The organism is Bacillus sp. RAR_M1_44 (assembly GCF_020165935.1).
Classification (GTDB): Bacteria; Bacillota; Bacilli; order Bacillales; family Bacillaceae; genus Bacillus; species Bacillus altitudinis.
The window spans coordinates 479,042-505,106 of sequence record NZ_JAIUKX010000003.1; the positions used below are offsets into that span (position 1 = coordinate 479,042).

Genomic DNA, 26,065 nt, shown 5'->3' on the forward strand with positions numbered 1-26,065 from the left:
AGTTCTATACGCAAAAAAGGCTCTCAGCGATTGAAGTACAAAAAAGTCCTGTACGTCAATGCCAAGAGCCTTCGGTTGTCCGATCAGCTATGTATGATTGATGTTAGTCTATATATTATTCAAACTATTCACAGGTGTCAACTATGTTTTTATTATAATGAAAAAAAGAAACGCCGTCTTGATGAGGCGCTTCTTTTCCCGGGAAATGCTATTGATCTGCAGCTACCTTTAGATTGACACCAACAGCAGTTCCATTTCTCGTTGAATCAGCTACTCCAGTGAATGTCCCTGCTTTTCGATCAATCAGTAAAGCTTGCACATTCCCTATATCAATAGGGGAACTGCCAAACTGGTGACCCATATCATTTAACTTTGTTCTTACATCTAGAGGGACACCTACTTCATAACGATACGAAGTTAAGCTGTTTGTGTAGATTCTTGGCTCTTCTACCGCATCCTGAAGCTCCATGTCATATTCAAGTAAATTGAGAATCGTCTGTGAAACAGAAGCAATGATCGTCGTTCCACCAGGAGATCCAACAGTCATGACAGGCTCTCCATCTTTAAAAATGATCGTCGGTGTCATACTTGATAATGGACGTTTATTTGGCTGGACTTCATTTGCACCGCCAGGTCGTGCATCAAAATCAGTTAGTTCATTATTTAAGAAAAATCCATACTCTGGAACAAGAATCCCTGTACCAAATAATTGTTCAATGGTAGTGGTGAATGACACAACATTTCCCCACTGATCTGCAACAGTAAAATGGGTCGTCTCACCAATGGTTTTATCTTCTGGCTGAGGAACAATTGGGGATGGATTTTTTTCATCCTCATATGCCCAAGGATCTCCTTCTTTCGGGCTGCGATTCATTTGATCTAATTGAATGAGAGAGGCTCTTTCTGAAATGTAATCATCGTCTAGTAGTCCTTTTAGTGGAACATCTACGAATTCGGGGTCGCCGGCATATGCGGCTCTGTCAGCATAGGAGAGGTGCATTGTTTCAGCAAGCAGCTGATATTTTTCGAATGATTTGGGGTCATACTGAGACAGGTTAAAATGGTCAAGTATTTTGAGAATTTGTAGCATAAACACCCCGCCTGAGCTTGGTGGAGGCATGCTTGCAAGCTGATATCCTTTATAGTCTCCCCAGATTGGCTTGTCAGTCTTGACTTCATAACGTTTGATATCTTTTGAAGTCATCGTCCCGCCAAAATCTTGAACTGTATTTGCAAGTGCCTTTGCTACTTTTCCTTCATAAAATGCTTTGCTTCCTTTTTTCGCAATGAGTTTAAATGTTTTTGCAAGACCTGGCTGGACAAGCAGATCTCCTTCTTCGAGCGGCTGATCATTCGGAAGAAAAATTGGCGCTGCGGCCGTTTTTTTCAATTTTCCTTGATGATCATCAATCGCTTTTGCCAAGACAGAATCAATTTTAAAACCATCTTCTGCAAGTTGAATGGAGGGCTCAATCAATTCCTTCATAGAACGAGTACCCCACTTATCTAATGCAGCTTCAAGACCTTTTACAGTCCCTGGAACACCTACCGCATTTCCATGTGTAGATCGCTCAGCAAACGGAATCACTTTTCCATCATCTGTTAAAAACATGTCAGGTGTTGCGCCCTGTGGTGCTCGCTCTCTGCTATTGATGATGGAAGTTTCCTTTGTTTTCCCATCATAAACCATCATAAATCCGCCACCGCCAATTCCTGACATCATTGGCTCTGTTACGTTAAGTGCGTACTGAATGGCAACAGCAGCATCCACTGCGTTCCCACCTTTTTTCAATACGTCAGCACCAATCTCCGATGCAAGCGGATGTGCAGTAGCCACCATACCATCTTTACCAACAGCTACTTTATTCCCATGAGTTTCGTTTGCAGTGACTTGGCTGACCGGCAGGAAAAACGAGAAAACAAACAGACATATGGACAAAACAGTTAGAGAAATGCGTTTCATGAACAACACCCCTTCCATATTCTTACTTTGACCTTACCGACTTCTTGACCAGAATACAATAGATTATTCTAAAATTTCAAAATTTTTCATTCTATCATCCTATATCTGCCAATCAAAACGCATGTTTTCAAAACATATGACATGCACATCTTGTAGTAATAAAGACATGCGTTTTCCAAGTTTGAAACTTCACGATATAATAAACTCATAACAAAGGGGGAAAAAGGATGAACCACAAAAGCACTTTATTTTGGGAATCTTATTGGGAAGAAAAATCAGGAAAAACTCCTAATCACGCCTCTGTTTCTGCTTGGGCATTTGGCGCAGATCCAGATCACTTGCTTGACCTTGTACAACAAGGAAAAAAAACAGCCACTTGTTCTGGATACCTTTTTTACGAAAAAGAACAAGAGCCTCTTCCAAAACCCGGTCAATATGCGGTCATTTTGGACAGCAGGGAGGAACCAAAAGCCATCATAGAGATCACACAAGTAGATATCATGCCAATGAATGAGGTTCCTGAATCATTTGCAAAAGCAGAAGGTGAAGGCGATCTTTCATATGACTATTGGTACAAAGAACATGAAGAATTTTTCACAGAAGCCCTTAAGCCGTACGGATTAACATTTAAGGAAGATATGCTTCTTGTTTGTGAGCGATTTAAGCTTGTTTATTCAGCTTCTTAACGTTTAAGCGGTGCCAAAAATGGTCCGCTTTTTTGCTTTCTTTTCCCCTTTCTGAAAAAGGTGAGTTGAGATCACATCTTTAGGTCAGAATAAGATCAAATAGAAAAAGTGAAGAAATTTTCGACTACACCTGTTTTTTTTCGACAAAAGAATATATAATTATTTGATGTGTGCATTGTCTCATTTATACAATGGAGGGTTTTTACATGTTAAAAAGGAAAAAAGACAAGTTTTCCGTCTTGTTAACGGAAATTGCTAAAAATTTAGATGAAACTGCTGAGTATTTTGTTAGCTATAAAGTAACAAATCAAACCACTCTGAAAGAATTTTCTGACACATTGAAGGAATATGAGACAAAAGGTGATAATCATGTTCATACCATGATTAAAGAGCTGAATAAAGCCTTTATTACACCGATTGAACGTGAAGACATTCTTCAATTGACGAATAGCCTCGACGATGTTTTAGACGGCATTGAGCATTTTTCAGCAACTTTAGAAATTTATTCAATTACAAGCTCTGACGAACATATCGACAAATTCAGCCACTACATCAGAGAATGTGCGAAAGAAATTTTAACGACTATTGAATTACTGGCTGATAATCGCTTGAAAGATATTCATCCGCACGCAATCAAAATTAAAGAGATTGAGCATAATTGTGACAATCTTCACCGCAAATCACTAAAGAACTTGTTTGGAAAAGAAACAGATCCAATTAAGGTCATTCAATACAAAGAAATTTACGAAACACTTGAAGAAATCGCAGATTCCTGTCAAAGTGTTGCTAACAATCTAGAAACAATCATTATGAAGAATGCGTAACGGGGTTAGTTAAACATGGATACATTACTCATCCTTACCATACTTATTGTCATTTGTGCACTTGCTTTTGATTTCATTAACGGATTCCACGATACAGCAAATGCCATTGCCACTTCAGTTTCAACAAAAGCGTTAAAGCCTAGACATGCTATTATTATGGCAGCGTTCATGAACTTCTTAGGAGCAATGACATTTACAGGTGTGGCAAAGTCCATTACAAAAGACATCGCAGATCCTTTTACACTTCAAAACGGATCTGTCGTCATTTTGGCTGCTTTAATTGCAGCCATTACTTGGAACTTGCTTACTTGGTATTACGGGATTCCGAGTAGTTCTTCACATGCACTGATCGGATCAATTGCAGGAGCTGTTATTGCCTCTGCTGGTTTTGGCGCTTTAAACTATTCGGGATTCATTAAAATCATTCAAGCACTTTTGCTTTCACCTATCCTGGCTTTTGTTTTGGGATATATCGTGTATACCATTATCAAAATTGTATTCCGAAACAACAATCTCGCAAAAACAAATAAACAATTCCGACGTGTTCAAATTTTAACGGCTGCATTGCAATCGTATACCCACGGAACAAACGATGCGCAAAAAGCGATGGGAATTATTACGATGGCTTTAATTGCAGGTAATTTGCATACAACAGACGACATTCCTTTCTGGGTACAATTCTCTTGTGCGCTTGCAATGGGACTAGGTACGTCTATTGGCGGCTGGAAGATTATTAAAACAGTCGGCGGTAAAATCATGAAGATTCGTCCAGTAAACGGAGTATCTGCAGACTTAACGGGTGCAGCTATTATCTTCGGTGCAACATTTATTCACTTACCGGTTAGTACCACTCACGTGATCTCATCTTCTATTCTAGGTGTAGGATCTGCACATAGAGTAAAAGGAGTCAACTGGGGTACGGCAAAACGTATGCTTGTCACTTGGGTGATCACATTACCGATTTCGGGAACTCTAGGGGCACTTATATACTTTGTGTTAAATGCGATTCTCTAATATCAAAGACCTGTCTAACAGGTCTTTTTTTATTTGTTTGCATCCTCTTTTTCTGCAAGCCATTTTTTCATGAAGCAGGGTTTCCAATCATATCCATAGAAATAAATAAGTATCCATCTGTCTATGGGAGAGAAGAACATGCTATTATTTTTTCAATTGACTGTTTGGTTATTGCTAGGTGCTCTTGCTGTATATGTATTTGCGGTATGGCGCTTTGAACAAAAAGTAAAAGAAAAGATGTTTGCGATTCGTAAAACGTGGTATTGGATTTATGTAGCGGGTGCTGTTGTATACTGGACAAATGACCCTGCTTCAATCTTCACCGATTGGATGCACTACCTGATTATTGCTGTTTTTTTCGCATTAACTGATGCCTTTATTTTCCTCAGCTCCTATATTAAAAAACTCGGAAATCATGAACTTGAAACCGACACCCATCAACTCCTAGAACAAAATAACGACCTGCTTCATTCTTACCTCAATAAACTAAAAACGTACCAATACCTATTGAAAAACGAACCGATCCATGTATATTATGGAAGTATAGAAGCATATATAGAGGGAATTGAACGACTGATCTATTCTTTTGCAGAAAAAATGAATATTCAAGCAGTTCTTTGTCCTTATGATACGCAGGAGCAAAAAGATGACCTGCTGCGGACACTTGATCAGAGAGCGCTCATTCAAGCAAAGCTTGACAGGCAGGAAGTGTATTACGATGATTTCGGCAAATTGGTTCTCATCCCGTTTTCAGTAGCGGATGCGCACTTTGTGATTAAGCTGACCTCTGAGGATATTGTCACTGAATTCGACTATTTATTAATGACTTCACTTACAACGATTTATGACCTAATCTTGCCTGACGAAGAGGAAGGTGATGAAGATGGAACACGCACTTCAAGGGGATAATAACAATCGCAAGAAAAACCCATTTAAGATTTTAAAGAAAAAGCGCCATATTAGTATGGCTGATTACAAAGTAAGTCCCCATACGGAGCGTATTTTCAAAAAGAATGAACAGCTCCTAGATGAGTATAAAAATAAAAAAGCTTGATTACACTAAAGGACGCGGAACTTCATCCGCGTCCTACTTCCATTTTCACATCTACTTGCATACAATAAAACCAACTGCTGCAACGATTGAGGTGCCAATATGAAAAAGAAACTTAAACAATTGAGGTATGTTCAGTTTGCTGAATTTAAGCCATCCCCTTATATCTGCCGATTACACGAAAAAAGTGAAGCCGTCATTCAAGCGGCCAAAAAGAAAGACTCACTGATTTAATAGTTGAAGCAACTTCACTTTTGTTTTAGGACCGTATACTCCATCACTTGTTAGACCATTCATCAGTTGAAATCGCGCGACGGCATTGGCTGTTTTTTCCCCATAAACGCCATCAATGCCCTTATCTGCAGCTGTTTTGTCAGGATAAAAATACACAGCAGCAAGCGCTTTTTGGACGAGACGTACATGCTCCCCTTTTGTCAGAGGTGATGTCACCTTTAACACCCCATCCGGCAGTTCATAACTGAGCTTTTCTTCTGCACGATAAATTTTGAGAACTTGTCCAACTCGAATCATGTTCGGGTCACTAATCTGATTCCATGTCTGTAAATCACTCACTGTAACACCATGGGCTTTGGCAATACTCGTTAGCGTATCCCCGCTTTTCACCACATATGTGATCACCGTTTCCGGATCACCTGCAGTCTCAATTCCTCTTTTAAATTCATCCCATGTAGCTAGCAGCAGACGTGGACATGTTTTTCCTGACCAATGCTGATGCGTCACCACATTTGCTAATGGAATGCCATGTTCTTTTAAAAGCTTTTGAATAAGCCACTGGGCATGTTTGACAGCTTGTTGAAAGTTTCCATCCTCATTTTCACAAATTTCAATGCCAATCGATTTTCGGTTGCCATCTCCATGTCCATCCCCAGCATGCCATCCATTTTCATTTAAAGGGAGATGCTGAAAAATTTCCTTGTCATCCACTGTAAAGTGCCAGCTTACCTCTGTTGTTGAGCGTTTGACATATGCCGCGTGACTTTTTGCGTCAGCTCCCTTAGATGTATTGGCTGTGTTATGCACAGTTACATAAAGCGGCGTCATAGCATATCCTGGCCGATTTCCGTTTCCAACTGGAATAAAATCTTGATAAATTTGTACCATGTTTTGCACTCCTTTTTGTTAAATTGATGTTTGATCTTGCTCATCAATCGGTGGCAAACGTAAGACAAATTTGTTTGTTTTCGTCATAAGACTATGGTAAAATTTGAATTCAATCGCCGTTTTATCTTTGTAAAAAATAAAAAATCAGAATAAAAAACAGGAAAAACTTCCAATTTTCTTTGATTTTATGTTAAAATTGTTAAAAACAAGCCGATATAAAAAGTAAGCGATAGCTTTATTAGCCATTTAGTCCTATATGGACTTTTCTTTTACGGCAAAAATAGAACATACGTTTGTATGGAGGTTTTGACATGACTTATTTTTTAACCCATTTAGAAGAAGATATTAAACGGTTATACACTCAACTGCAAATAAGCGGTCCTGCCTATGTAGACATGCATAGGATCGCAGCTGAATTTCATGTATGGGTACACTACGAGGATACTGGCAGCATGATGATCAAACATCAAGGTCTTTACAGTATTATTTTAAACAGAGCCTTATCGTCAGAAGAACAGTGGCAGGATTTCGCCCACGAGCTTTGTCATGTGCTGAAGCATACAGGCAACCACTTTAACATGCACAAGCTCTTTCGAGAACTGCAAGAGTTTCAAGCAAAACAATTCATGTATCATTTTTGTGTTCCGACTTTTATGCTGCTGCAAATGACGCTCCCAAACCTTAGGCAGCAAGCCATTTTGCATATTGCTCAAACATTTCATGTCACTCGGGCTTTTGCTGAAAAACGGCTTGCTCTATTTGAACAGCGAAGAGCCGGCATTCAATTTCAAAAAGAATTCACTTCTTATTTAATGAGAGCCAGCAAGGTCGCAGAAAATGAAGCTGCGTATCAAACAAAAGCGTCAGCACACGTGACGTCAGAAGTTTATTCATAAAGGCTTAACACTTGTTTCAGTACATTTGTGTATTGATAAAATTGTTCGGTTTGTGTATCACGCCTACGGCTCCGCCTAAAGTCTTGAAAGAAAGCTCTTCTCTGAGCTTGGCTAATTTCAATTTGAACACTTTTTCCTGTGAGGCATTGATTATTAATATTTTGAGGATGTGTTCCAGCAAATTGATCCGATTCAGATAAAAGCAAGGCATGGAAGCCATTTTGTGTGAGACACTTCACTGTTTCAGCAGCTTTTTCCCTGTCGGTACCGCCAACTAAAGTTTGTAGGACGTCTGTTTCTCCATAGCCGTGGAGTGCAAACGTATAATGATGTGTATGCACTTGAGAAAGACAAATCGGCTCATCAAAACGTGTGCTCGTAATATGAAGAACATGATTGCCTTTCACTTTAAGGCCCTCAAATAAATACATAGAATAATCTGTTGCCACTTCATGGACCAGCTCGCTCACGCCAGATTCAATTCCTCCCGCATGAGGTGACAGGACGAGAAGCTGATCCCCTTTCCGCTGATGAAGAATCTGATAGTCGATCCCTTTTCTTTCATGAGCGGAAAGCTCTTCATAATTTTGATACGTATCTATGATTTGATTCATTCCATCTGCCCCATTTCTCTATATGAGCATAAGTCTACTGATCGCAAATTCTTTTGTAAAGTGTTTTCGATTCACCAGTGTGATCTGAATGCATCCTTAAATTTTCCTTATCTTTACGGGCTAACTGTTGAATGTTGAGAAAAAATGACCGATAATTGAAATGAATAGAACTTTTGAACTATATGAATCTTTTTGTCATCTCTCTCATATATTAGAATATTGCGATCTACACCTGGAGGAATTCATGTTTAAAAAGAAAACCACCATCATCCTTGCCATCTTATGTCTTAGCTTCGCCGGAATTATTTACTGGAAATGCTTCTCTCTTCAAGGCGTGTCTCACGGAACATTCATCCGCTCGATATCATCACCTGATGGAACCTATACCATTAACACGTATCGACATAGCGGAGGAAAGCTAAAAGAGAATGCGGTCAGAGCAGAAATTGAAAACAAACTCACCCATCACAAGAAAACAATCTACTGGAAGTACCCTGATAAAGATCCTCTGATCAAATGGGAAAATGCACAGCTCGTTCAAATTGGACATGAGTTTTTAAATGTGGTCAAAGGTGAAACATACGATTATCGCTTTGATCAGAAAAACAGAAAATAACGAGCCAACAAAAAAACGAACCCTTTCTGGATTCGTTTTTTACGTTGACATCACCTTTTGCATAAATTCTTTCATTTCTTTACTAACCATCGTCAACCTATCTACAATTTCACTAAACTCCGTCACTAATAAAGCTTGTTCTGAAGATGACCCTTTCATATGGCCCATACTCTCAAGTAACGTATGTATATTAGAGGAAATCCCTTGCAATGAGCTTTCTATGTTTTCTGTTGCACGTGAGGTTTCGCTTGAGAGCTTTTGAACCTCGCTCGCTACCACACTAAAACCCGCTCCCTCTTTCCCTGCCCTGGCCGCTTCAATTGAAGCATTCAATCCTAGCAAACTCGTTTGTTTAGAGATACCTTTGATCATTTTTGTAATATCTGAAGTTTTTTTCGAACTTTCAAGTGTTTGCTGTGTTTGGAATGTCATTTCCTCACTTGTCGCAGAGAGCTCTTCTGAATGAGCCGCCACCACATGTACTTTTTCTTGAATACTTTGAATGATGTCGTTCAATGACTCCATATACGCCTCAAGCTCTATTTGATTTTTAAGCGGAAAACCTAAAGCGATTGCACCAATGACTTGTTGATTTTCATCGAAAATCGGCAATCCCATTGCATTTAAAGGCGTCCCATACACCGATTCAGGTACAAATGTACTTGATGTTTTGCCTCTAAGCGCATTTTTCATATTCTGATCATCTGGTTTAATGAGATCTCCTGTCCGTATTTGAAAATCCACATCTTTTGATGGCAAATACAGCAAGAATTTTTCTCGATCAATGACCCCCATCGTCACTTCATCTTTTAAAATCTTCATCATATAAGGTACTGCGGTTACAATACTCTGTAGTATATCCATTCTCTCTACCCCCTTAATGTATTTATCGGTCATTCCTCTTAAATTTGATCATGATTTTTAAAAAATAATGATCAAGATTGAAGTTTTTTTCATATTTACGAGTAAAAAGTATGCCAATTCCTTTCTATATTCAAAAAAACAAGAATTTGCTATACTTAGAAAATCAACATATGATGAAATGGTCATGTAACCATTTTATATATTCACTGGAGGCGCATGTTGTGACACAACCCATGAAGTATGAGCGGGCGATCGTCATCGGAGGCGGAATAACGGGAATGCTCGCTGCAAAGGTTTTATCAAGTTTTTACCTTGAAGTATTGATTATTGAAAAGGACGAATTGCCAGACGCTCCTGAGAATCGTCTTGGCACGCCTCAAGCTTTTCATCCACATAGAATGCTGCCACTAGGCAAACAAATAGTGGAACGTCTATTTCCTGGTTATACAAAAGAATTACTCGAAATGGGCGGGTACAACACATGGCATCAGACATCTCGCTTTATGACAAAAGATGGCGAGTTAGTACTCACCGATACTGAAGAAACAGCTGTCACACGACGTGCCATGCTAGAGTGGGTGCTGATGCAAAGAATGTTACGTGAGGAACGTGTTCAATTTTTAGAAAAACATGAAGCGATCGCTCTTCTTTTTGAAGAAGAAACGACTAAAGTGAGTGGATTACAGGTCAAAGATCGGAGGATAAAGCCTGGAATCATCAACAAAATAAGTGCGGACTTAGTCATTGATACGTCTGGAAGAATGTCTAAATTGCCAAAATGGCTGAAAAGCGCAGGGCGAACCTTGCCGCAGACAGATGAGCTAATCGTGTCTCTTGGCTATAGCACAAGATACTACCAAATACCACCTGAGGCACCGAATCTGGAACCAATGGTCATCGTTGGACAGCCAAATAAGAAAATTCCTACAGGACTGTTTGAACGAGTAGATCATGATTTAGCAGCTGTTCTTCTCTCAGCAGCTGGCGGTTCTCATTATCCAACAACGGACGCTGATCAGTTTGATGCAGAGACCGCTAGGCTGACCAATCCCTCGATAGCAGAAGCCATCACTCATTTAATTCCCTATACGAAACCAAAAGGATTTAGAGTTCCGGCTTGTGTCAGAAACCACTATGAACAAATGGAAGATTGGCCAAGCGGCTTATTGGTCATGGGTGATGCCTTATGCACATTAGATCCAATACATGGTCAGGGAATGACAAAGGCAGCTCTTGAGGCACAGACACTTGAGCGTATGCTCAAACAAGCACAAGAAAATGAGCTTATTTCTTTCGAACGACATACCTTACAACAAATGCAGCACGCCAATGAACTTGGCTGGTGGCTTTGTGCAATTGCGGATATGGCTTGGGAAGGCGTCGAATTAAAAGGAACCCCCATTCCGCATCTGACATTTGTACAAGAATTTTTCAATTATTATGTACAATATGCCGTTCAAACAAAACAAACTAAATACCTTGAGGCATATCATCGTATGCATTCATTCTTAATAGAACCGAGAAAAATCATCAACCTAGAGCAGCTGCAAGACATGATTCAAGCTGACTCCACTGGTGAGGTCGGCCACTGGTGGCATAGGTGGGATCAAAAGAATGATGAATTAAATCAAGCTTTCTTCTACGAAGCTGTTCCAGACTTTCAATTACATCAATTGCTAAAATCAACATAAAAAAAGCCCCTCAACGGGGGCTTTTAATTAACGTAATAATTGAAGTACGTTTTGTGGCTGTTGGTTCGCTTGTGCAAGCATTGCTTGTGAAGCTTGAGAAAGAATGTTGTTCTTAGTGAACTCACTCATTTCTTTCGCCATGTCAACGTCACGGATACGAGACTCAGCAGCTGTTAAGTTTTCAGCAGAAGCGCTAAGGTTGTTGATTGTGTGCTCTAGACGGTTTTGGACTGCACCAAGCTTAGATCGCTGAGCAGACACTTGCTTAATAGCTGTTTCAATAATACCAAGTTGTGCATCAAATCCAGCAGCTTCCTCGCCATCTTCACCACTTGCACTAATAAATTTTGTCACATCGATTCCAGCAACAGAACCGGCTCCATCTTCACCTTCAGCCGTCCCATCTGTACCTAAAACTGAAGCACCCATGTTTTCAATGTTAAGTGTAATTTGCTGTGTTGCATTTGCACCGATTTGGAATACAAGGCTTTGTGCCTCACCACCGTCATCAGCACCCTTAGACGAATAAGTTCCGTCTAATAATTTCTTCCCGTTAAACTCTGTACGAGTAGAAATGCTTGTAATCTCATCTTGCAAGTTTGAAATTTCATCTTGAATGGATGCTAAATCCTCTTCCTGCTGTGTACCTGTGTTCCCAGCTTGAACAACAAGCTCACGAATACGTTGAAGTATCGCATGAGATTCAGTCAATGCGCCTTCAGCCGTTTGAATAAGAGAGATACCATCTTGAGAGTTTTTAGTAGCCATTTCTAGACCACGGATTTGACTTCTCATTTTTTCAGAGATCGCAAGACCTGCTGCGTCATCCCCTGCGCGATTAATGCGAAGACCAGAAGAAAGTTTCTCCATGTTCTTTTGGCTTGAACCGTTGTTAGTAGAAAGACGATTCAGTGTGTTAAGTGCTGCGATATTGTGGTTAATTCTCATATTAAATGACCTCCATGTGTTTGAACCAATTAGACATCCATGTCCAAAAGTTCTAAATTAGAATTTTTTTGTAAGCCTTACAATCCATTTATCGAACTTTAATGGAATATGTTTAACAAAAAAGGAATAAATAAGGAAAAAGTCTTATTCATTATGATTGTTTCGCTAGAGTATGCCAAATTTAAAGGTCATTTTTCATGATTTATCAGAGGGATTTAAGAATCATAATTAAGGAGAAAAAACGAAGAAAAAACGGCATTAAAAAAAGCCCCATCAAGGGGCCTTTCATTAACGTAGTAATTGAAGTACGTTTTGTGGCTGTTGGTTCGCTTGTGCAAGCATTGCTTGAGACGCTTGAGAAAGAATGTTGTTCTTAGTGAACTCACTCATTTCTTTCGCCATATCAACGTCACGGATACGAGACTCAGCAGCTGTTAAGTTTTCACCAGAAGCACCAAGGTTGTTGATTGTGTGCTCTAGACGATTTTGGACTGCTCCAAGTTTAGAACGTTGGTCTGATACTTGTTTAATTGCATTGTCAACGATATCTAGTTGATCATCGAAACTAGTTGTTGCAAAATCAGTTACTTTAATAGCAGATACTGTTTTAGTAGCGTCAGTTGGATCTGTTCCAATTTTATCAGCAGACATCGCTTTGATGTTCACATCTAATTTTTGAGCTTTGTTTGCACCAATTTGGAATGTTAATGTATCTGTTTCAAAGTCGCCATTCAACAATTTTTTACCGTTGAATTCAGTACGATCAGAAATTCCATTTCCATCCGTTCCGCCACCGATTTCTTTGATAAGGTTGTTGATTTCCTCTTGAATTGCACCAAGATCTGTATCGTCTTGTGTACCCGTGTTTCCAGCTTGAACCACTAGTTCACGAACACGTTGAAGGATTGAGTGTGTTTCAGTCAATGCACCCTCAGCTGTTTGGATAAGTGAGATACCGTCTTGTGCGTTTTTAGACGCCATTTCTAATCCGCGGATTTGTCCACGCATTTTTTCAGAGATTGCTAGACCTGCTGCGTCATCTCCTGCACGGTTGATTTTAAGACCAGAAGAAAGTTTCTCCATGTTCTTTTGGCTCGCACCATTGTTTGCAGACAAACGGTTTAATGTGTTAAGCGCTGCGATATTGTGGTTAATTCTCATTTCCTATTACCTCCATGTATGCGGGACCTGACAGACGTCCTTGTCTGAAAAAAGTCCTTCGTTCTAGGGTCTATATACCCTGACAAGTGTATTATCGGTTTATTTTATAGGAAGTTTAACATTCTTTAATATTTTTTATCGCATTTCAACATATTCAGTTTTATGAACTGTATGAAGTTAGGAAACAAAAAAAGCCCCCTAAAGGGCTCTTCATTAACGTAGTAATTGAAGTACGTTTTGCGGTTGTTGGTTTGCTTGTGCAAGCATTGCTTGTGAAGCTTGAGAAAGAATGTTGTTCTTTGTGAACTCACTCATTTCTTTCGCCATGTCAACGTCGCGGATACGAGACTCAGCAGCTGTTAAGTTTTCACCAGAAGCACCAAGGTTGTTGATTGTGTGCTCTAGACGGTTTTGAACTGCACCGAGTTTAGAACGTTGGTCAGATACTTGTTTGATCGCTCCATCAACGATATCTAATTGATCATCAAAAGAAAGTGCGCCAGTAGCAGTCGGATCAGCGAATTGTGTTACATCGATGTCAGCTACTGCGTGGTCTGCAATAAGAGCACCAGTACCGGGATCAACCGCACCAAGTGCTGTAGAAGACATTGCTTCAATATTAACTTCTAATTTTTGTGCTTTATTTGCACCAATTTGGAAAGTTAATGATTTTGGTGTAGCACCAGCTGCGCTGAACGTACCGTCAAGTAATTTCTTTCCGTTAAATTCTGTACGATCAGAGATACCGTTTTTATCAGTACCATTTCCAATTTCTTGGACAAGGTTCTTGATTTCCTCTTGAATTGCACCAAGATCTGTATCGTCTTGTGTACCCGTGTTTCCAGCTTGAACCACTAGTTCACGAACACGTTGAAGGATTGAGTGAGTTTCAGTCAATGCACCCTCAGCCGTTTGGATAAGAGAGATACCGTCTTGTGCGTTCTTAGTAGCCATTTCTAATCCGCGGATTTGCCCACGCATTTTCTCAGAGATTGCTAGACCTGCTGCGTCATCTCCTGCACGGTTGATTTTAAGACCAGAAGAAAGTTTCTCCATGTTCTTTTGGCTCGCACCGTTGTTTGCAGATAAACGGTTCAGTGTGTTAAGTGCTGCGATATTGTGGTTAATTCTCATTTCCTATTACCTCCATGTATGTGGGACCTGACAGACATCCTTGTCTGAAAAAAGTCCTTTATTCTAGGGCTTATCAACCCTGACAATTCTTTTATCGGATTATTTCATAGGAAGTTTAACATTTTTTAATATATATTGATCGATTTTACATATCTTTATTCACCATTTAGTTTTAAATAGATTTCTATTATTCTCTTCGTTCAAGTGATGAGCACATAACCTGTATTAAATTGAATAGGAACAAAACAAAAAAGCCCCATAAAGGGGCCTGTCATTAACGAAGTAATTGAAGTACGTTTTGTGGCTGTTGGTTCGCTTGTGCAAGCATTGCTTGTGAAGCTTGAGAAAGAATGTTGTTCTTAGTGAACTCACTCATTTCTTTCGCCATGTCAACGTCGCGAATACGAGACTCAGCAGCTGTTAAGTTTTCACCAGAAGCACCAAGGTTGTTGATCGTGTGCTCTAGACGGTTTTGAACCGCACCTAGTTTAGAACGTTGATTTGAAACTTGTTCGATTGCACCATCTACGATGTCTAGTTGCTGATCAAATGTAAGTGTTGGTGTAGCAGCAGCGAATTGTGTAACATCAATGTTAGAGACCGCTTGACCAGTTACAAGAGTTCCATCTGGTTGAGTAGCACCAATTTTATCAGAAGACATTGCTTCGATATTCACTTCTAATTTTTGTGCTTTATTTGCACCGATTTGGAAAGTTAAAGTAGCTGTACCATTAGCGAAAGCACCATTCAACAATTTTTTACCGTTGAACTCAGTACGATCAGAGATACCATTCTTCTCAGAACCATTACCAATTTCTTGGACAAGGTTCTTGATTTCTTCTTGAATTGCACCAAGATCTGTATCGTCTTGTGTACCCGTGTTTCCAGCTTGAACAACAAGCTCACGTACACGTTGAAGGATTGAGTGAGTTTCAGTCAATGCACCTTCAGCTGTTTGGATAAGTGAGATACCATCTTGGGCGTTTTTTGAAGCCATTTCTAATCCGCGGATTTGTCCACGCATTTTTTCAGAGATCGCTAGACCTGCTGCGTCATCTCCTGCACGGTTGATTTTAAGACCAGAAGAAAGTTTCTCCATGTTCTTTTGGCTCGCACCGTTGTTTGCAGATAAACGGTTTAATGTGTTAAGTGCTGCGATATTGTGGTTAATTCTCATTTCCTATTACCTCCATGTATGTGGGACCTGACAGACGTCCTTGTCTGAAAAAAGTCCTTCGTTCTAGGGCTTATCACCCCTGTCAATTTTAATATCGGACATGGTTATAGGATGTTTAACAGATTTTTTAAAAAATAACGCATTTTTAATGATATTAGTCCTAATTTTAACAATTTCACAAAAACAAAAACTGCTGATCTTTCACCAGCAGTTTTTCCATTATATGAATATCAGTATTGTTTGATATCAAACATTAGGATATTTTGGTACACCACATAATCCTTCTTACTTGTAAAAGGCCCTTTATTATGCTCATCATTGATTTCATAGAAGTTCATCCCAATTCCAAAGCTTCTTTCTTTGTACCAGTTAAGAAAATTGTTGATTTCTTTCATTGAGAGCAGATAATCCTTTTGCAGTCCGTTTATCATAGTAATTGAAAGTATACCTTTTGTTGATTCTTCCCCTGGCTTTGTTCCATCCTGATCTTTTGGCTCTTCTGTTGTACCATCACCAGGTTTTGTTCCGTCCTGATCTTTTGGCTCTTCTGTTGTACCATCACCTGGCTTTGTTCCGTCCTGATCTTTCGGTTCTTCGGTTGTATCATCACCTGGCTGTGTCCCGTCCTGATCTTTCGGTTCTTCGGTTGTTCCATCACCAGGCTGTGTCCCATCTTGATCCTTTGGGTCTTCTGCTATCCCATCATCCGGTTTTTTTTCATCCTCAGTCACTTGTAAGTCTTTTAATGAAATAGAAATCACGGATCTGTAATCACTTTTCACAGAAAGATGTCTCATAGATTCCGAATAGTTACGTCCGCCAATGACATACAATTGGTCATCAACAATTGCTGCGACAGCTGATACTCTACCTTCTGGTAAATCATATGCTGAATTTTTAAATTGGCCATCTTTTGGATTGAAAATCTGAACTTTGTTTACCATATTTTTCGAACTATCACCATATAATTGCCCACCAATAATAAAGAACTTGCCGTTGTAAGTTTCATAGGAGGGTTCATATGTATAAGATGTTAACTGAACATCAATTAATCTCTTCCAAGTATCTGTTGAAATATCATACTGAAACAAATACTTTTCTCTACTATGCCCTATCGAATTTTCGCCACCTGCAACATATATTTTTCCGTCAATTGCAGAAATGGCTCTCCCATTTCGAGATGGTAAGCCTGAGGAGTCCAAGCTCTTCCATTCACCAGAGGTTGTATTGTATTCATAGACATTATTTTTATATGAGTTTTTTGAAGATACAATATATATCTTCTCTTTCACTGCAACTGCTTGTAAAGTTCCTTTACTATAAGCTGAAAAAACCGGCTCTCTTGGAATTCGAATCGGCTCTTCAGCCCACTGATCAAGTTCTGCATCATAAATATCTATAGTGTTATAAGCTACTTCTGTCTCTTCATTAATTCCACCTATTAGATAGATTTTTTTACCTACAGTAGCGTAAGTACCGCCTGTTCTATTTCTTGGCATACTGGCTTTCTCTTCCCAAACATCTTTTTTTGGATCATACATAAATGTTTGGTTATTCAACTTATTTATTTCACTTGCTCCACCAAATACATAAATCTTCCCATCAACGACTCCCACACCAGCATTAATACGTTCTTCTGGTAAATCAGCTCGTTTCGTCCATCCAATTGAATTTTCTGCATTTGCTTTAAATGGACTAAGAGTACTCATTAATAGGAGTACCGTGATAAATAATAAAAACCTTTTTTTCATTTTCTATTCCTCCAACTCGTTATGTTCCCTCCTTTTATCGTGCTGTTTTTTACAAAGTTTACAATTTAAAGAAGTTTTAAACGAAACTTTATATACATTCAAAATGTTGTGCGCTAGAGATGCGGCCTAAGCATCACCTTTTCATAATCGCTTCTTCATCTTTCAACTGAATCATAAGTGAGGATTGAATATATAATAAATTGATAATACGTCGTGCCATTTCTGAGGGAGATGCATTGTAGTCATTTCTGATCCATTCAATGATAAAACCAAAGATGCCGTATGAACGATACTGGACAAAATAACTGTCGTTGATTTCTGCATACTGATCACTCACAAACGACATTCTATTTTGGAAAATATATTGTATTTTTTTAAGCAATTTTTCTTGTATGTGGGGAATTCGGTCTTCCATCACTAATAAATCATAATAGTCGCGATTTTCAACGATATATTGAAATACATCGGTGCCCTCTGGTTTCATGCGAGTTAAATCCAACAGTGGATTTTCACGAGTCGGCTTACAAAATTCATATTCGAAATTGACCATTTCCCGGTGAATAACATCTGCTGCTAATTCATCTTTACTTTCATAATGCACATAAAACGTGGTCCGATTATAGTTTGCCTTTTCCACAATATCCTTCACTTTTACGTGCGAATATCCTTTTTCTTTTACTAGTATTTTGAATGTTTGACGAAGTGTTTCTTTTGTTCGCTCAACACGGCGATCCTCTTTTTTGATCATGGGGCCCCTCCTTTAGACACTTTTTAAAAAATGTTGATTAGAGATACATAAATTCATTTGTGTTGAAAACCTATACAAAAAAGATTTTTTGCTGATTGAAACGGAAAATCTTTCGTCCTACAATCAACTTAGTCATAAAGAAATGAATTTTTTGTGACATTTGATCTAACCTTTCTTCAGAATATCATACTATACAAAAAGTGAGGGCACATGATATGGAAATTCAAGCGATGGTCACAACAAATGAAAAAGATTTCGAGAAACAAACACTATTACTAGATGATCCAAAAGCAGATGAAGTGCTTGTCAAAATCGTTGCATCTGGCGTTTGTCATACGGATGCCACTGTATTAGATGGCACGCTCCCTGTTCCACGTCCTGCTTTATTAGGACATGAAGGCTCTGGCATAGTCGTGAAAGCAGGTTCTAATGTCACAACCGTTCAAGAAGGAGACCACGTTGTACTTGGTTTCGCTTATTGCGGTCATTGCCATAATTGTCTTGACGGGAACGCTGGTGGATGTGAAAACATGATTCCACTAAATTTTTCTGGTCGTAATAAACATAATGAAACGCCTATCCATACACATGAGCATCAAGATGTATCACAATTTTTTGGTCAATCGTCATTTGGTACATATGCAACGGTTGATGAGAAAAATGTGGTGAAAGTAGACAAAGAAACTGATTTACGTTATTTAGGACCATTTGGCTGCGGCTTAATGACTGGGAGCGGTACTGTCTTAAATTCACTTGCTCCAGCTCCAGGTACAAGCTTTGTTGTGTTCGGTACAGGCGCTGTTGGTTTAAGTGGGTTAATGGCAGCAAAAATTGCAGGCTGTGATCCGATTATTGCCGTTGATATCCATGATAGCCGCCTTGAGCTAGCAAAAGAATTAGGTGCAACACATGTCATCAACAGTAAACATGAGAATCCAGCTGAAAAAGTTAAGGAAATCACAGAAGGAAAAGGAGCACATTACTCATTTGAAACAACTGGAGTACCAGAAGTCACGTTAGCTGCTCTTCACTGCCTGCGTGTCAAAGGAACTTGTGCAACAGTAGCAGTAGGAAAGCGCGATTTAACGTTTAATGTGACAAATGATCTCATGCTCAATGCGCTCACGTTAAAAGGTGTGATAGAAGGAGATGCCGTTCCTCAACTATTCATTCCTAAACTAGTCAAGTTCTTTAAAAATGGACAATTCCCAGTTGAGAAACTAGCAAAATTCTACGAATTAGAAGAGATTGAACAAGCTTTTGAAGATTCTAAAAATGGATCTACGATTAAACCCATTCTTATTTTAGATAAAGAGTATCGAGCTTAAGCCGAAATAAGAAATGAAACTCAAAATCCCCCTTTCCGTATAAAGGGGGATTTTTGGACTTTCATGCTGTCCTTACCTTCACACATACATCACCGGCGTCGATATTTTAATAATCTTCCCGCCTCGACGATAAAACCTTGGAACACGGCGGCTTAATGTTGCAATGACTTCATAGTTAATCGTATTGAGCATTTCAGCAATTTCATCAACAGAAATTTCTCCGCCCTTTTGACGGCCATAAATGACGACTTCCTCGCCTTGCTTTGCTTTCATCTCTCCTAAGCTGATCATGGTCATATCCATTGTGACTCGGCCCGCAATTGGCATTCGTTCTCCGCGGAAAAGCATAAACCCTCGATTGGATAAAGCACGTGAGTACCCATCTGCATAACCAATCGGTATGGTCGCAATGACTTCGTCAGGCTTTGCGACATAGGTTGCCCCATAGCTGACCGTCCTAGGTTTTGTGACCATTTCTTTTACAAAAGCAATTCTTGCCTTTAAGCTTAGTGCCGGTTCCAATTGAACAGCGTCTAAGCTTTGAATATATTGCGATGGATACAGTCCATAAAGTCCGATACCAAGCCGGATCATATCGGCACTAAATTCAGGAAACGCAATCGAAGCAGCTGTATTGTTCATATGTACGGTCGGCAGTTTGATCCCTTCTTCTTTCAAAAACCGAAGAAAATCAATGAAGATGCTGTGCTGCAGCAACGTGAAATCAGGGTCAGGCTCATCCGCAGTGGAGAAATGCGTAAATATTCCATCCCACCTCAGGTTTTCACTCTTTTCAAGCGCCTTCACCACCGCTAACAGCTCTTCCTTTGTCCGTACACCTAATCGCCCCATCCCCGTGTCAACATTGACATGAATCCCAAGCCGGCGCTGGCTTTCTTCTTCGGCTAAGATCTCATTTGCTTGAGCAATCCAATCTTCACGAAGGCCAGATAGATCAATTCTCCAGGCTGCGGCCCTTTTCACACAGTCGAGCGGGGTAAATCCAAGAACCAAAATCGGCGCTTCAATTTTTGCTCTTCGCAGCACAATGCCTTCCTCTAAGCTAGCAACTGCAAGTTCTGTCGCACCGCTTTCTAGTGCCTGCCGCGCTACCTCCACTGAACCGTGTCCATAAGCATTCGCCTTCACGACGGCCATGATCTTACTCTTCTTTGGAATATGCGCTTGAATGGCTTCGATATTTCTTTTAATCGCATCAAGATTGACTTCAATCCAGACTTCCCTGCAAAGCTTTTGCATGTATTTCTCCTCCTAATCAATTTAATCATCCCTTTATCCATGTTCACTTTTATGCGTAGTCTATCTTTATTCATTTTTAGGAAAAAAAATTCGATCATGCCGAAGACAAATAATTCCTAAATATGTATATTTTTTAAATTTTTATTTATTTAGACATTTTTTGACATTTTTCTCCTACTAGACGTGCTATTCTTATAAGCATCTGTTAAACATTGGTTTAATAGAAAAATAAGGAAAAGGGAGATGTTTTAATGTTTAAGGGAAAAATGAAAAAAATAGTGGGAGCTACTCTCTTCACTGGTGCTTTAATGTTCTCTGCAATTCCTGCTGATGCCGCTTCGAATTTAATCCCTATTAGGGACAAGTATGATGGCTATCAATATCAATGGAATGGCTACAATAGCAGTGGAGTAGCAACCGTCACCGTTTTCTTTAGAGATTCGAATGGTAAGTCTTACTCTAATACTTATGAATGTGTCACTGTTATAAGCGGCACTTGTTATGTTTACGAATAATGTAAAAATGCAAAAAAATCTGCCCCCTTTATTAGGGCAGATTTTTTTGCTTCACATACTTAGAGGCCTCACATGAATAATGATTCCCCCTAGTAATCATTATTCATGTGGTACACTTTTCTAGCTATTCTCATATTATTAACAACATTCAACATTGAATCGATATAAAGACGAAAAAGAAATTTACATTGGCAATTCAAATTTTGAATGAGTTTATAGTGGAGTTTTGCGAATGAAAAATGAGACTTGAGAACTTTTGAATCTTTGTTGTTCTAGTATCGGCTTATACTGCCTGCCAATCAGAATGTTAAATTCATGAATGCTTTGCTAACTATTGATTTTGATTAAAATCTTTAGCGATAAGAAAGGTGACAATCAAATAGAAGATTGTTCCGAAAAACATACCATTTAACAAACTGATTAACAACATCTTACAAATCAGACCAACATAATAAGACACTGGCGTCCCTGGAAATACAGCCATATTAAACAGGCTAATCATAAAGGTTAAAGCAAAGAATATAATGAAAATCCTTCGAAATAATTTGGATTTTAACATTGTCATTTTACTTCCTCCTCAATATCTTTTCTATGGGAAAAATATTCTTTATTCATAGCATATATACCGTCTTAAAATAAAAAGCCCTTAAGGGGCTTTTTATTTAAGCAGTATAACCGATACTTGCCGTATGACCTCTCCTAGCTTCATCATGACTTGCTGTCACTTCAGATGTAAAATAACTAACAATACTGATGACACTGATCACTGCACATACTACTGATAACGTTTTAAATTTCATACTGACAGTCACCCCGCTTTACTTGAGTTTGGAAATAAAGAATTTTTTCATAGAAATGCATCGCATTGTCTTTATCTCCCATCTCATTATAATATTTTGCAGCATCTTTTGCTAAGTCTTCAAGGTCAGGATACATGGACTTCATCTCTAACCAATCTGAAATTTTTTCTAGTTGTTCAAAATTGTTGTCAACGTATAGTGATTTTAAAAACGTAAAGATACGTAACAACACATGATCTTTCAGCTTTTCAGATAGTTCTATACCGTTATGTAATGCATACGTACCTAGATCTTGTTCGTTCTTTTTAAAATAGGATTTTGATAACATAACGAGAGGGTCTAAAATTCGATTTAAATGCTCGTACCCCTGCTCTTTAAATGCTCGAATCGAGTCATTAAAGTGAACAATTGCTTGTGCTAGGTCACCATGATGGAAATAACTCAACCCTAAATTATAGAGCGCTGACCCTTTTAGTCTTTTTGTTGAGTGATCGGCAGCTTGTTCAAGCGCACGTTCAAAATGTGGAATGGCTTTTTCGGGGCAGCCCATATCAATATAGTTTAATCCAATGACAAAAGAACACTGGATTTCTCTGACTGTGTATGTATCTTTTTCTCGGTAACATTCTATCGCCTGTGCGATATGGTGCATGGACATGTGGGTTTGTTTCATGTGGTAATAGATTTCCGCCATCTTGTAATTGAACTCGGCACGTTCAATATCGTCGCTGACAAGAGACAGCTTTTTTTCTGCTCGCTTATAGAAGGTAATCGCATTGAGGTATTCGTAGTTTTCAAATTCATACATCCCATAGAAAAAATTAAAGTAATACTCAAGCAATCCTGTTAATTTCTCTTGATCTTTTTTTATCTTCACTGCAAGTTCCCTGAAGTTCGCTCGTTCTTTCCCATTTTCTAAAGGATTCAAGTAATCTAGCATTAATTTATGTCTGAACTCCATGAGTGAGAAATACAATAATAAATCTTGATTCTCTTCCATATGATCAATCATTGATTTGATTTCTTCTTTATATGCTTCGGCGTCCGGTACATTAAATCGTTGAATATGATAATACCATTCATTGATTTTCAAACCGACGTGAGAAGAAAGCACTTTCTCCATCAGCTCTTACCCCTTCCTCTATTTTCCCTACAATGACATATATTATCATTTTATGAATCATTCGACACCGAAAATAAACCGCAAAAAAGCCCTATAAAGGGCCGTGTGAATGATAGATAACATGACTTCTATTCATAAATAAGCACCCAGTACTTCGCCCCAGGTTCCCCTTCCTCTACAACAGCCTTCCATCCTCTTTTTTGATAAAAAGACAAAGCTTTGTGATTTTCGGATACACATTTGAGGGTGACTGGTGTTCCGAGCACTTTGATCGCATGTTTCAGCAACAGATCGCCAGCCCCTTGACCAGCAGCTTCTGGATGTACAAACAAGAGATGAATAAAACGATCTGGTACATATAATGAGATGAATCCAAGGATTTTATTGCTCTCCTCAGCTAAAAAAATTTGCTCTTCCTGCGTATCTTGATCAAAATCTTGCAGTTTGATTTCTTCTGTATTGAGCCAGTGAAAGCTCTGACGTCGGGATTCTAAATAGATTTGTCTTAATTGTGGATAATCTTCTATGCTTGCTTCTCTAATCAACATCGCAACATCCCCTATGTTTTTTAATTTGAATTTAAAATGTGTTTTGCCTGTGTTCTACCTGCCATTAACAATTGATCACTGAACTGCGAATCATTGACAGCTCGTGCAAGAGCAATTGTACCAATCATGCTGCTTACTAGTGCGTAACTGGTAGAGAGATCTATGTTTCCCGTATCAGCTATAAACGCCATAAACCGTTTCAATTCATCTGTATAGGCTTTACGTACCTCTTGCGATAATTGAGCAATCTCCCCTGCCAGTGCAGGCAATATACAGCCGATCTCCGTCTGATCACGGTGAACGGAACTTAAATAAAAGTCAATGATCGTCTGAATTCGAGGCTGGTCTGTTTTCTTGTCTGCAACACTTTGCAGCAGCTTGATCGTATCAGTAATAGCAAAATGAAAAGTCTCTATCACCAACTGATCCTTGTTCTTAAAGTGAGCGTAAAACCCTCCATGAGTTAGACCTGCCCCTTTCATAATGTATGGCAAACTGATACTACGGACGCCATTTGTTCGAAATGCTCGTGCAGCACTAGCGATGATCTGCTCTCTCACTTTTGACTTATGACCTTTCGGATAAGGCATCCTCTTTTCTCCTCCTTCCTTTTAACTCATCTAAGTGTATTTATTAAAAAATTATATTCATCATATTATCATGTGTCAATTGACTGAAATCCATCTTTCCTCACTCAAATGGGATTGACTTTGCCAAAATATGATGACTATAATATATTATGATCATCATATTTTGAAATTGGAGGTGCAAGAAATGATTCATTTAGAAACAGTAGATACATTAGTGATTGGATCAGGTCCGGGAGGCTACGTGGCGGCGTTACGTTCAGCTCATCTCGGCATGAAGACAGCGATTGTAGAACGTGATCAGTTAGGTGGCGTATGCACCCATGTAGGCTGTATCCCTTCTAAAGCGCTAATAGCAGAAGCAGAGCGGTTCAAACTCCGCACACAATGGGGTGGTTTTCAAGAAGGCGGTTCTTTCAATGAAGCCCAAGCGTTCAAAAAAGCTGTTGTGGAAAAACAAGCTGGGGGCGTCCAATTTTTGTTAAAGTCAGCGGGAGTTACTATTTTGGAAGGCGAGGCAAGCTTGTTCGATCAGCATACAGCGGTGATTCAACATGCCGAAAAAGGTGAAAAACGAATCAACTTCAAACACCTTATATTAGCAACCGGCTCTCGTCCAATTGAAATTAAATCACTCCCTTTCGGAGGTCGTATATTGTCTTCCACTGAAGCACTATCCCTTCCCGAAATCCCTAAAAGCCTTGTCGTAGTTGGGGGTGGATATATTGGTGTTGAACTCGGACAGATGTTTGCAAGGTTTGGATCAAAAGTCACCATTCTGGAAGGCGGTAATCAAGTATTGCCTGGCTTTGAAAGTGAACTTGTCTCACCTGTTGTTCGACAATTGAAAGAAGATGACATCACCGTGATTACAGGAGCAAACGTCATAGGTGCTGAGCAGCATATGAGCGGAATTGATCTTTATTATGAGAAACAGAAAGAAAGTTACACGTTGAAAGCAGATTATGCACTGATTACTGTCGGAAGAAAACCGAATACAGATGGAACATTAGGTCTCCATTCTATCGGTTTGTCCATTACCCCTAACGGACTAGTTAAAATTGATGAACAATGCAGAACTTCCATTCCGCACATTTATGCAATTGGTGATATCACCGAGGGTCCTGCTCTGGCTCATAAAGCTTCCTATGAAGCGAAGGTGGCAGCAGAGGCAATCGCCGGGAAACCTTCGATGATCGATTATAAAGCGATCCCACTTGTTGTGTTTTCTAGCCCAGAATTGACGAGTGTTGGACTGAGCGAAACGGATTGCAAGCAACAATCCATTCCGACTGTTACTGGAAAAACAATGTTCTCTATTAATGGTCGAGCACTGGCATTAAAAGAACCAGAAGGATTTGTGAAGATTGTGGCCCATGCTGAATCTGGCCTTATTTTAGGAGCACAGATCGTAGGTGCAGAGGCATCTACTCTTATATCAGAACTTTCTCTCTCTATTGAAATTGGTGCTACAGTAGAAGATTTAGCCATGACGATTCATCCTCACCCAACATTAGGTGAAATGATCATGGAGGCTGCAGAAATGGCCACTCGTAAAGTTGAAAAAAATCTGGCACGATAATTCATTCAGGTGCATCTTTTAAAAATTGAGTAAAATAATCGCCATAGCCTACTTAGGAATAG

At 39.2% G+C, this 26,065-nt stretch carries 26 protein-coding genes; 12 read left to right on the forward strand and 14 right to left on the reverse strand.

Annotation, left to right across the window (positions count from 1 at the left end; genetic code table 11):
- Positions 1-208: 208 nt before the first annotated feature.
- Entirely contained in the window at positions 209-1,963 is a 1,755-nt protein-coding gene (ggt, locus tag LCD34_RS18355; RefSeq protein ID WP_148780207.1) for a gamma-glutamyltransferase, read from the reverse strand.
- 227 nt (positions 1,964-2,190) lie between these two features.
- Between ggt and LCD34_RS18360 the strand changes: the two genes are divergently transcribed.
- The 6 genes from LCD34_RS18360 to LCD34_RS19605 all read left to right on the forward strand — a co-directional run bounded on the left by LCD34_RS18360 (position 2,191) and on the right by LCD34_RS19605 (position 5,772).
- Complete coding sequence (locus LCD34_RS18360) at positions 2,191-2,649, forward strand: ASCH domain-containing protein (RefSeq protein WP_135226790.1); 459 nt, start codon at positions 2,191-2,193, stop codon at positions 2,647-2,649.
- A gap of 206 nt (positions 2,650-2,855) precedes the next feature.
- Positions 2,856-3,473 carry a DUF47 domain-containing protein gene (locus LCD34_RS18365; RefSeq protein ID WP_017359157.1) on the forward strand — a complete coding sequence of 206 codons (618 nt, stop codon included), beginning with the start codon at positions 2,856-2,858 and terminating at the stop codon, positions 3,471-3,473.
- 15 nt (positions 3,474-3,488) lie between these two features.
- Positions 3,489-4,487 (forward strand): inorganic phosphate transporter, encoded by a 999-nt coding sequence (locus LCD34_RS18370; protein ID WP_008346283.1) that lies wholly within the window; start codon positions 3,489-3,491, stop codon positions 4,485-4,487.
- 138 nt (positions 4,488-4,625) lie between these two features.
- Positions 4,626-5,396, forward strand: a complete 771-nt coding sequence (locus tag LCD34_RS18375; protein WP_019743468.1) for a type II toxin-antitoxin system SpoIISA family toxin — start codon at positions 4,626-4,628, stop codon at positions 5,394-5,396.
- Positions 5,365-5,541 carry a type II toxin-antitoxin system SpoIISB family antitoxin gene (locus tag LCD34_RS18380; protein WP_008346289.1) on the forward strand — a complete coding sequence of 59 codons (177 nt, stop codon included), beginning with the start codon at positions 5,365-5,367 and terminating at the stop codon, positions 5,539-5,541. Before LCD34_RS18375 ends, LCD34_RS18380 begins: the two co-directional genes overlap by 32 nt.
- A gap of 99 nt (positions 5,542-5,640) precedes the next feature.
- Positions 5,641-5,772, forward strand: coding sequence for a hypothetical protein (locus LCD34_RS19605; protein ID WP_255201815.1), 132 nt, complete (start codon positions 5,641-5,643; stop codon positions 5,770-5,772).
- Here LCD34_RS19605 and LCD34_RS18385 read toward each other — a convergent pair.
- Positions 5,761-6,660 (reverse strand): N-acetylmuramoyl-L-alanine amidase, encoded by a 900-nt coding sequence (locus LCD34_RS18385; protein WP_224559820.1) that lies wholly within the window; start codon positions 6,658-6,660, stop codon positions 5,761-5,763. The genes LCD34_RS19605 and LCD34_RS18385 overlap by 12 nt on opposite strands.
- A 311-nt stretch (positions 6,661-6,971) precedes the next feature.
- Between LCD34_RS18385 and LCD34_RS18390 the strand changes: the two genes are divergently transcribed.
- Positions 6,972-7,556: an ImmA/IrrE family metallo-endopeptidase gene (locus tag LCD34_RS18390; RefSeq protein WP_017367071.1), complete on the forward strand. Its 585-nt coding sequence runs from the start codon at positions 6,972-6,974 to the stop codon at positions 7,554-7,556.
- Here the strand turns inward: LCD34_RS18390 and LCD34_RS18395 are convergent.
- Complete coding sequence (locus LCD34_RS18395) at positions 7,547-8,170, reverse strand: poly-gamma-glutamate hydrolase family protein (RefSeq protein ID WP_047945590.1); 624 nt, start codon at positions 8,168-8,170, stop codon at positions 7,547-7,549. The two genes, LCD34_RS18390 and LCD34_RS18395, sit on opposite strands and share 10 nt — an antisense overlap.
- 244 nt (positions 8,171-8,414) lie before the next feature.
- Here LCD34_RS18395 and LCD34_RS18400 point away from each other — a divergent pair, with 244 nt between their 5' ends.
- Positions 8,415-8,786 (forward strand): DUF5412 domain-containing protein, encoded by a 372-nt coding sequence (locus tag LCD34_RS18400; RefSeq protein WP_017359605.1) that lies wholly within the window; start codon positions 8,415-8,417, stop codon positions 8,784-8,786.
- A 39-nt stretch (positions 8,787-8,825) separates the two neighbouring features.
- Here LCD34_RS18400 and LCD34_RS18405 read toward each other — a convergent pair whose 3' ends face one another.
- On the reverse strand, positions 8,826-9,650 hold the full coding sequence (locus LCD34_RS18405; protein WP_224559821.1) for a methyl-accepting chemotaxis protein: 825 nt from the start codon (positions 9,648-9,650) through the stop codon (positions 8,826-8,828).
- Positions 9,651-9,871: 221 nt separating this feature from the next.
- Here LCD34_RS18405 and LCD34_RS18410 point away from each other — a divergent pair, with 221 nt between their 5' ends.
- Positions 9,872-11,341, forward strand: coding sequence for an NAD(P)/FAD-dependent oxidoreductase (locus LCD34_RS18410; RefSeq protein ID WP_224559822.1), 1,470 nt, complete (start codon positions 9,872-9,874; stop codon positions 11,339-11,341).
- Between the two features lie 27 nt (positions 11,342-11,368).
- On the opposite strand, the gene hag (LCD34_RS18415) is transcribed toward LCD34_RS18410, so the two are convergent.
- The 6 genes from hag (LCD34_RS18415) to LCD34_RS18440 all read right to left on the reverse strand — a co-directional run bounded on the left by hag (LCD34_RS18415) (position 11,369) and on the right by LCD34_RS18440 (position 18,260).
- The gene (gene hag, locus LCD34_RS18415; RefSeq protein ID WP_041092274.1) at positions 11,369-12,289 is read right to left on the reverse strand and encodes a flagellin Hag; all 921 of its coding nucleotides are present in this window, start codon (positions 12,287-12,289) and stop codon (positions 11,369-11,371) included.
- A 288-nt stretch (positions 12,290-12,577) separates the two neighbouring features.
- Positions 12,578-13,450 (reverse strand): flagellin Hag, encoded by an 873-nt coding sequence (hag, locus tag LCD34_RS18420; RefSeq protein ID WP_008346308.1) that lies wholly within the window; start codon positions 13,448-13,450, stop codon positions 12,578-12,580.
- Between the two features lie 213 nt (positions 13,451-13,663).
- Positions 13,664-14,584, reverse strand: coding sequence for a flagellin Hag (hag, locus tag LCD34_RS18425; protein ID WP_144610177.1), 921 nt, complete (start codon positions 14,582-14,584; stop codon positions 13,664-13,666).
- Between the two features lie 274 nt (positions 14,585-14,858).
- On the reverse strand, positions 14,859-15,761 hold the full coding sequence (gene hag / locus LCD34_RS18430; protein WP_148780209.1) for a flagellin Hag: 903 nt from the start codon (positions 15,759-15,761) through the stop codon (positions 14,859-14,861).
- A 230-nt stretch (positions 15,762-15,991) separates the two neighbouring features.
- Positions 15,992-17,512, reverse strand: coding sequence for a kelch repeat-containing protein (locus LCD34_RS18435; protein WP_224559823.1), 1,521 nt, complete (start codon positions 17,510-17,512; stop codon positions 15,992-15,994).
- Positions 17,513-17,645: 133 nt separating this feature from the next.
- Positions 17,646-18,260 (reverse strand): TetR/AcrR family transcriptional regulator, encoded by a 615-nt coding sequence (locus LCD34_RS18440; RefSeq protein ID WP_113747577.1) that lies wholly within the window; start codon positions 18,258-18,260, stop codon positions 17,646-17,648.
- Positions 18,261-18,475: 215 nt separating this feature from the next.
- Here LCD34_RS18440 and LCD34_RS18445 point away from each other — a divergent pair, with 215 nt between their 5' ends.
- Complete coding sequence (locus LCD34_RS18445) at positions 18,476-19,588, forward strand: NAD(P)-dependent alcohol dehydrogenase (protein WP_206116146.1); 1,113 nt, start codon at positions 18,476-18,478, stop codon at positions 19,586-19,588.
- Between the two features lie 78 nt (positions 19,589-19,666).
- Here the strand turns inward: LCD34_RS18445 and alr are convergent, their stop codons facing one another.
- Positions 19,667-20,848 (reverse strand): alanine racemase, encoded by a 1,182-nt coding sequence (alr, locus tag LCD34_RS18450; protein WP_224559824.1) that lies wholly within the window; start codon positions 20,846-20,848, stop codon positions 19,667-19,669.
- A gap of 251 nt (positions 20,849-21,099) precedes the next feature.
- Between alr and LCD34_RS18455 the strand changes: the two genes are divergently transcribed.
- Positions 21,100-21,363: a hypothetical protein gene (locus tag LCD34_RS18455; protein ID WP_024720168.1), complete on the forward strand. Its 264-nt coding sequence runs from the start codon at positions 21,100-21,102 to the stop codon at positions 21,361-21,363.
- 789 nt (positions 21,364-22,152) lie between these two features.
- Here LCD34_RS18455 and LCD34_RS18460 read toward each other — a convergent pair.
- The 3 genes from LCD34_RS18460 to LCD34_RS18470 all read right to left on the reverse strand — a co-directional run bounded on the left by LCD34_RS18460 (position 22,153) and on the right by LCD34_RS18470 (position 24,424).
- Positions 22,153-23,286, reverse strand: a complete 1,134-nt coding sequence (locus tag LCD34_RS18460; protein ID WP_136944435.1) for a tetratricopeptide repeat protein — start codon at positions 23,284-23,286, stop codon at positions 22,153-22,155.
- Between the two features lie 128 nt (positions 23,287-23,414).
- On the reverse strand, positions 23,415-23,834 hold the full coding sequence (locus LCD34_RS18465; protein WP_007498913.1) for a GNAT family N-acetyltransferase: 420 nt from the start codon (positions 23,832-23,834) through the stop codon (positions 23,415-23,417).
- Positions 23,835-23,854: 20 nt separating this feature from the next.
- Positions 23,855-24,424 carry a TetR/AcrR family transcriptional regulator gene (locus LCD34_RS18470; RefSeq protein ID WP_007498915.1) on the reverse strand — a complete coding sequence of 190 codons (570 nt, stop codon included), beginning with the start codon at positions 24,422-24,424 and terminating at the stop codon, positions 23,855-23,857.
- A 184-nt stretch (positions 24,425-24,608) separates the two neighbouring features.
- On the opposite strand from LCD34_RS18470, the gene lpdA reads away from it, so the two are divergent.
- Positions 24,609-26,003 carry a dihydrolipoyl dehydrogenase gene (lpdA, locus tag LCD34_RS18475; RefSeq protein ID WP_046343321.1) on the forward strand — a complete coding sequence of 465 codons (1,395 nt, stop codon included), beginning with the start codon at positions 24,609-24,611 and terminating at the stop codon, positions 26,001-26,003.
- The last annotated feature ends 62 nt before the right edge of the window (positions 26,004-26,065 follow it).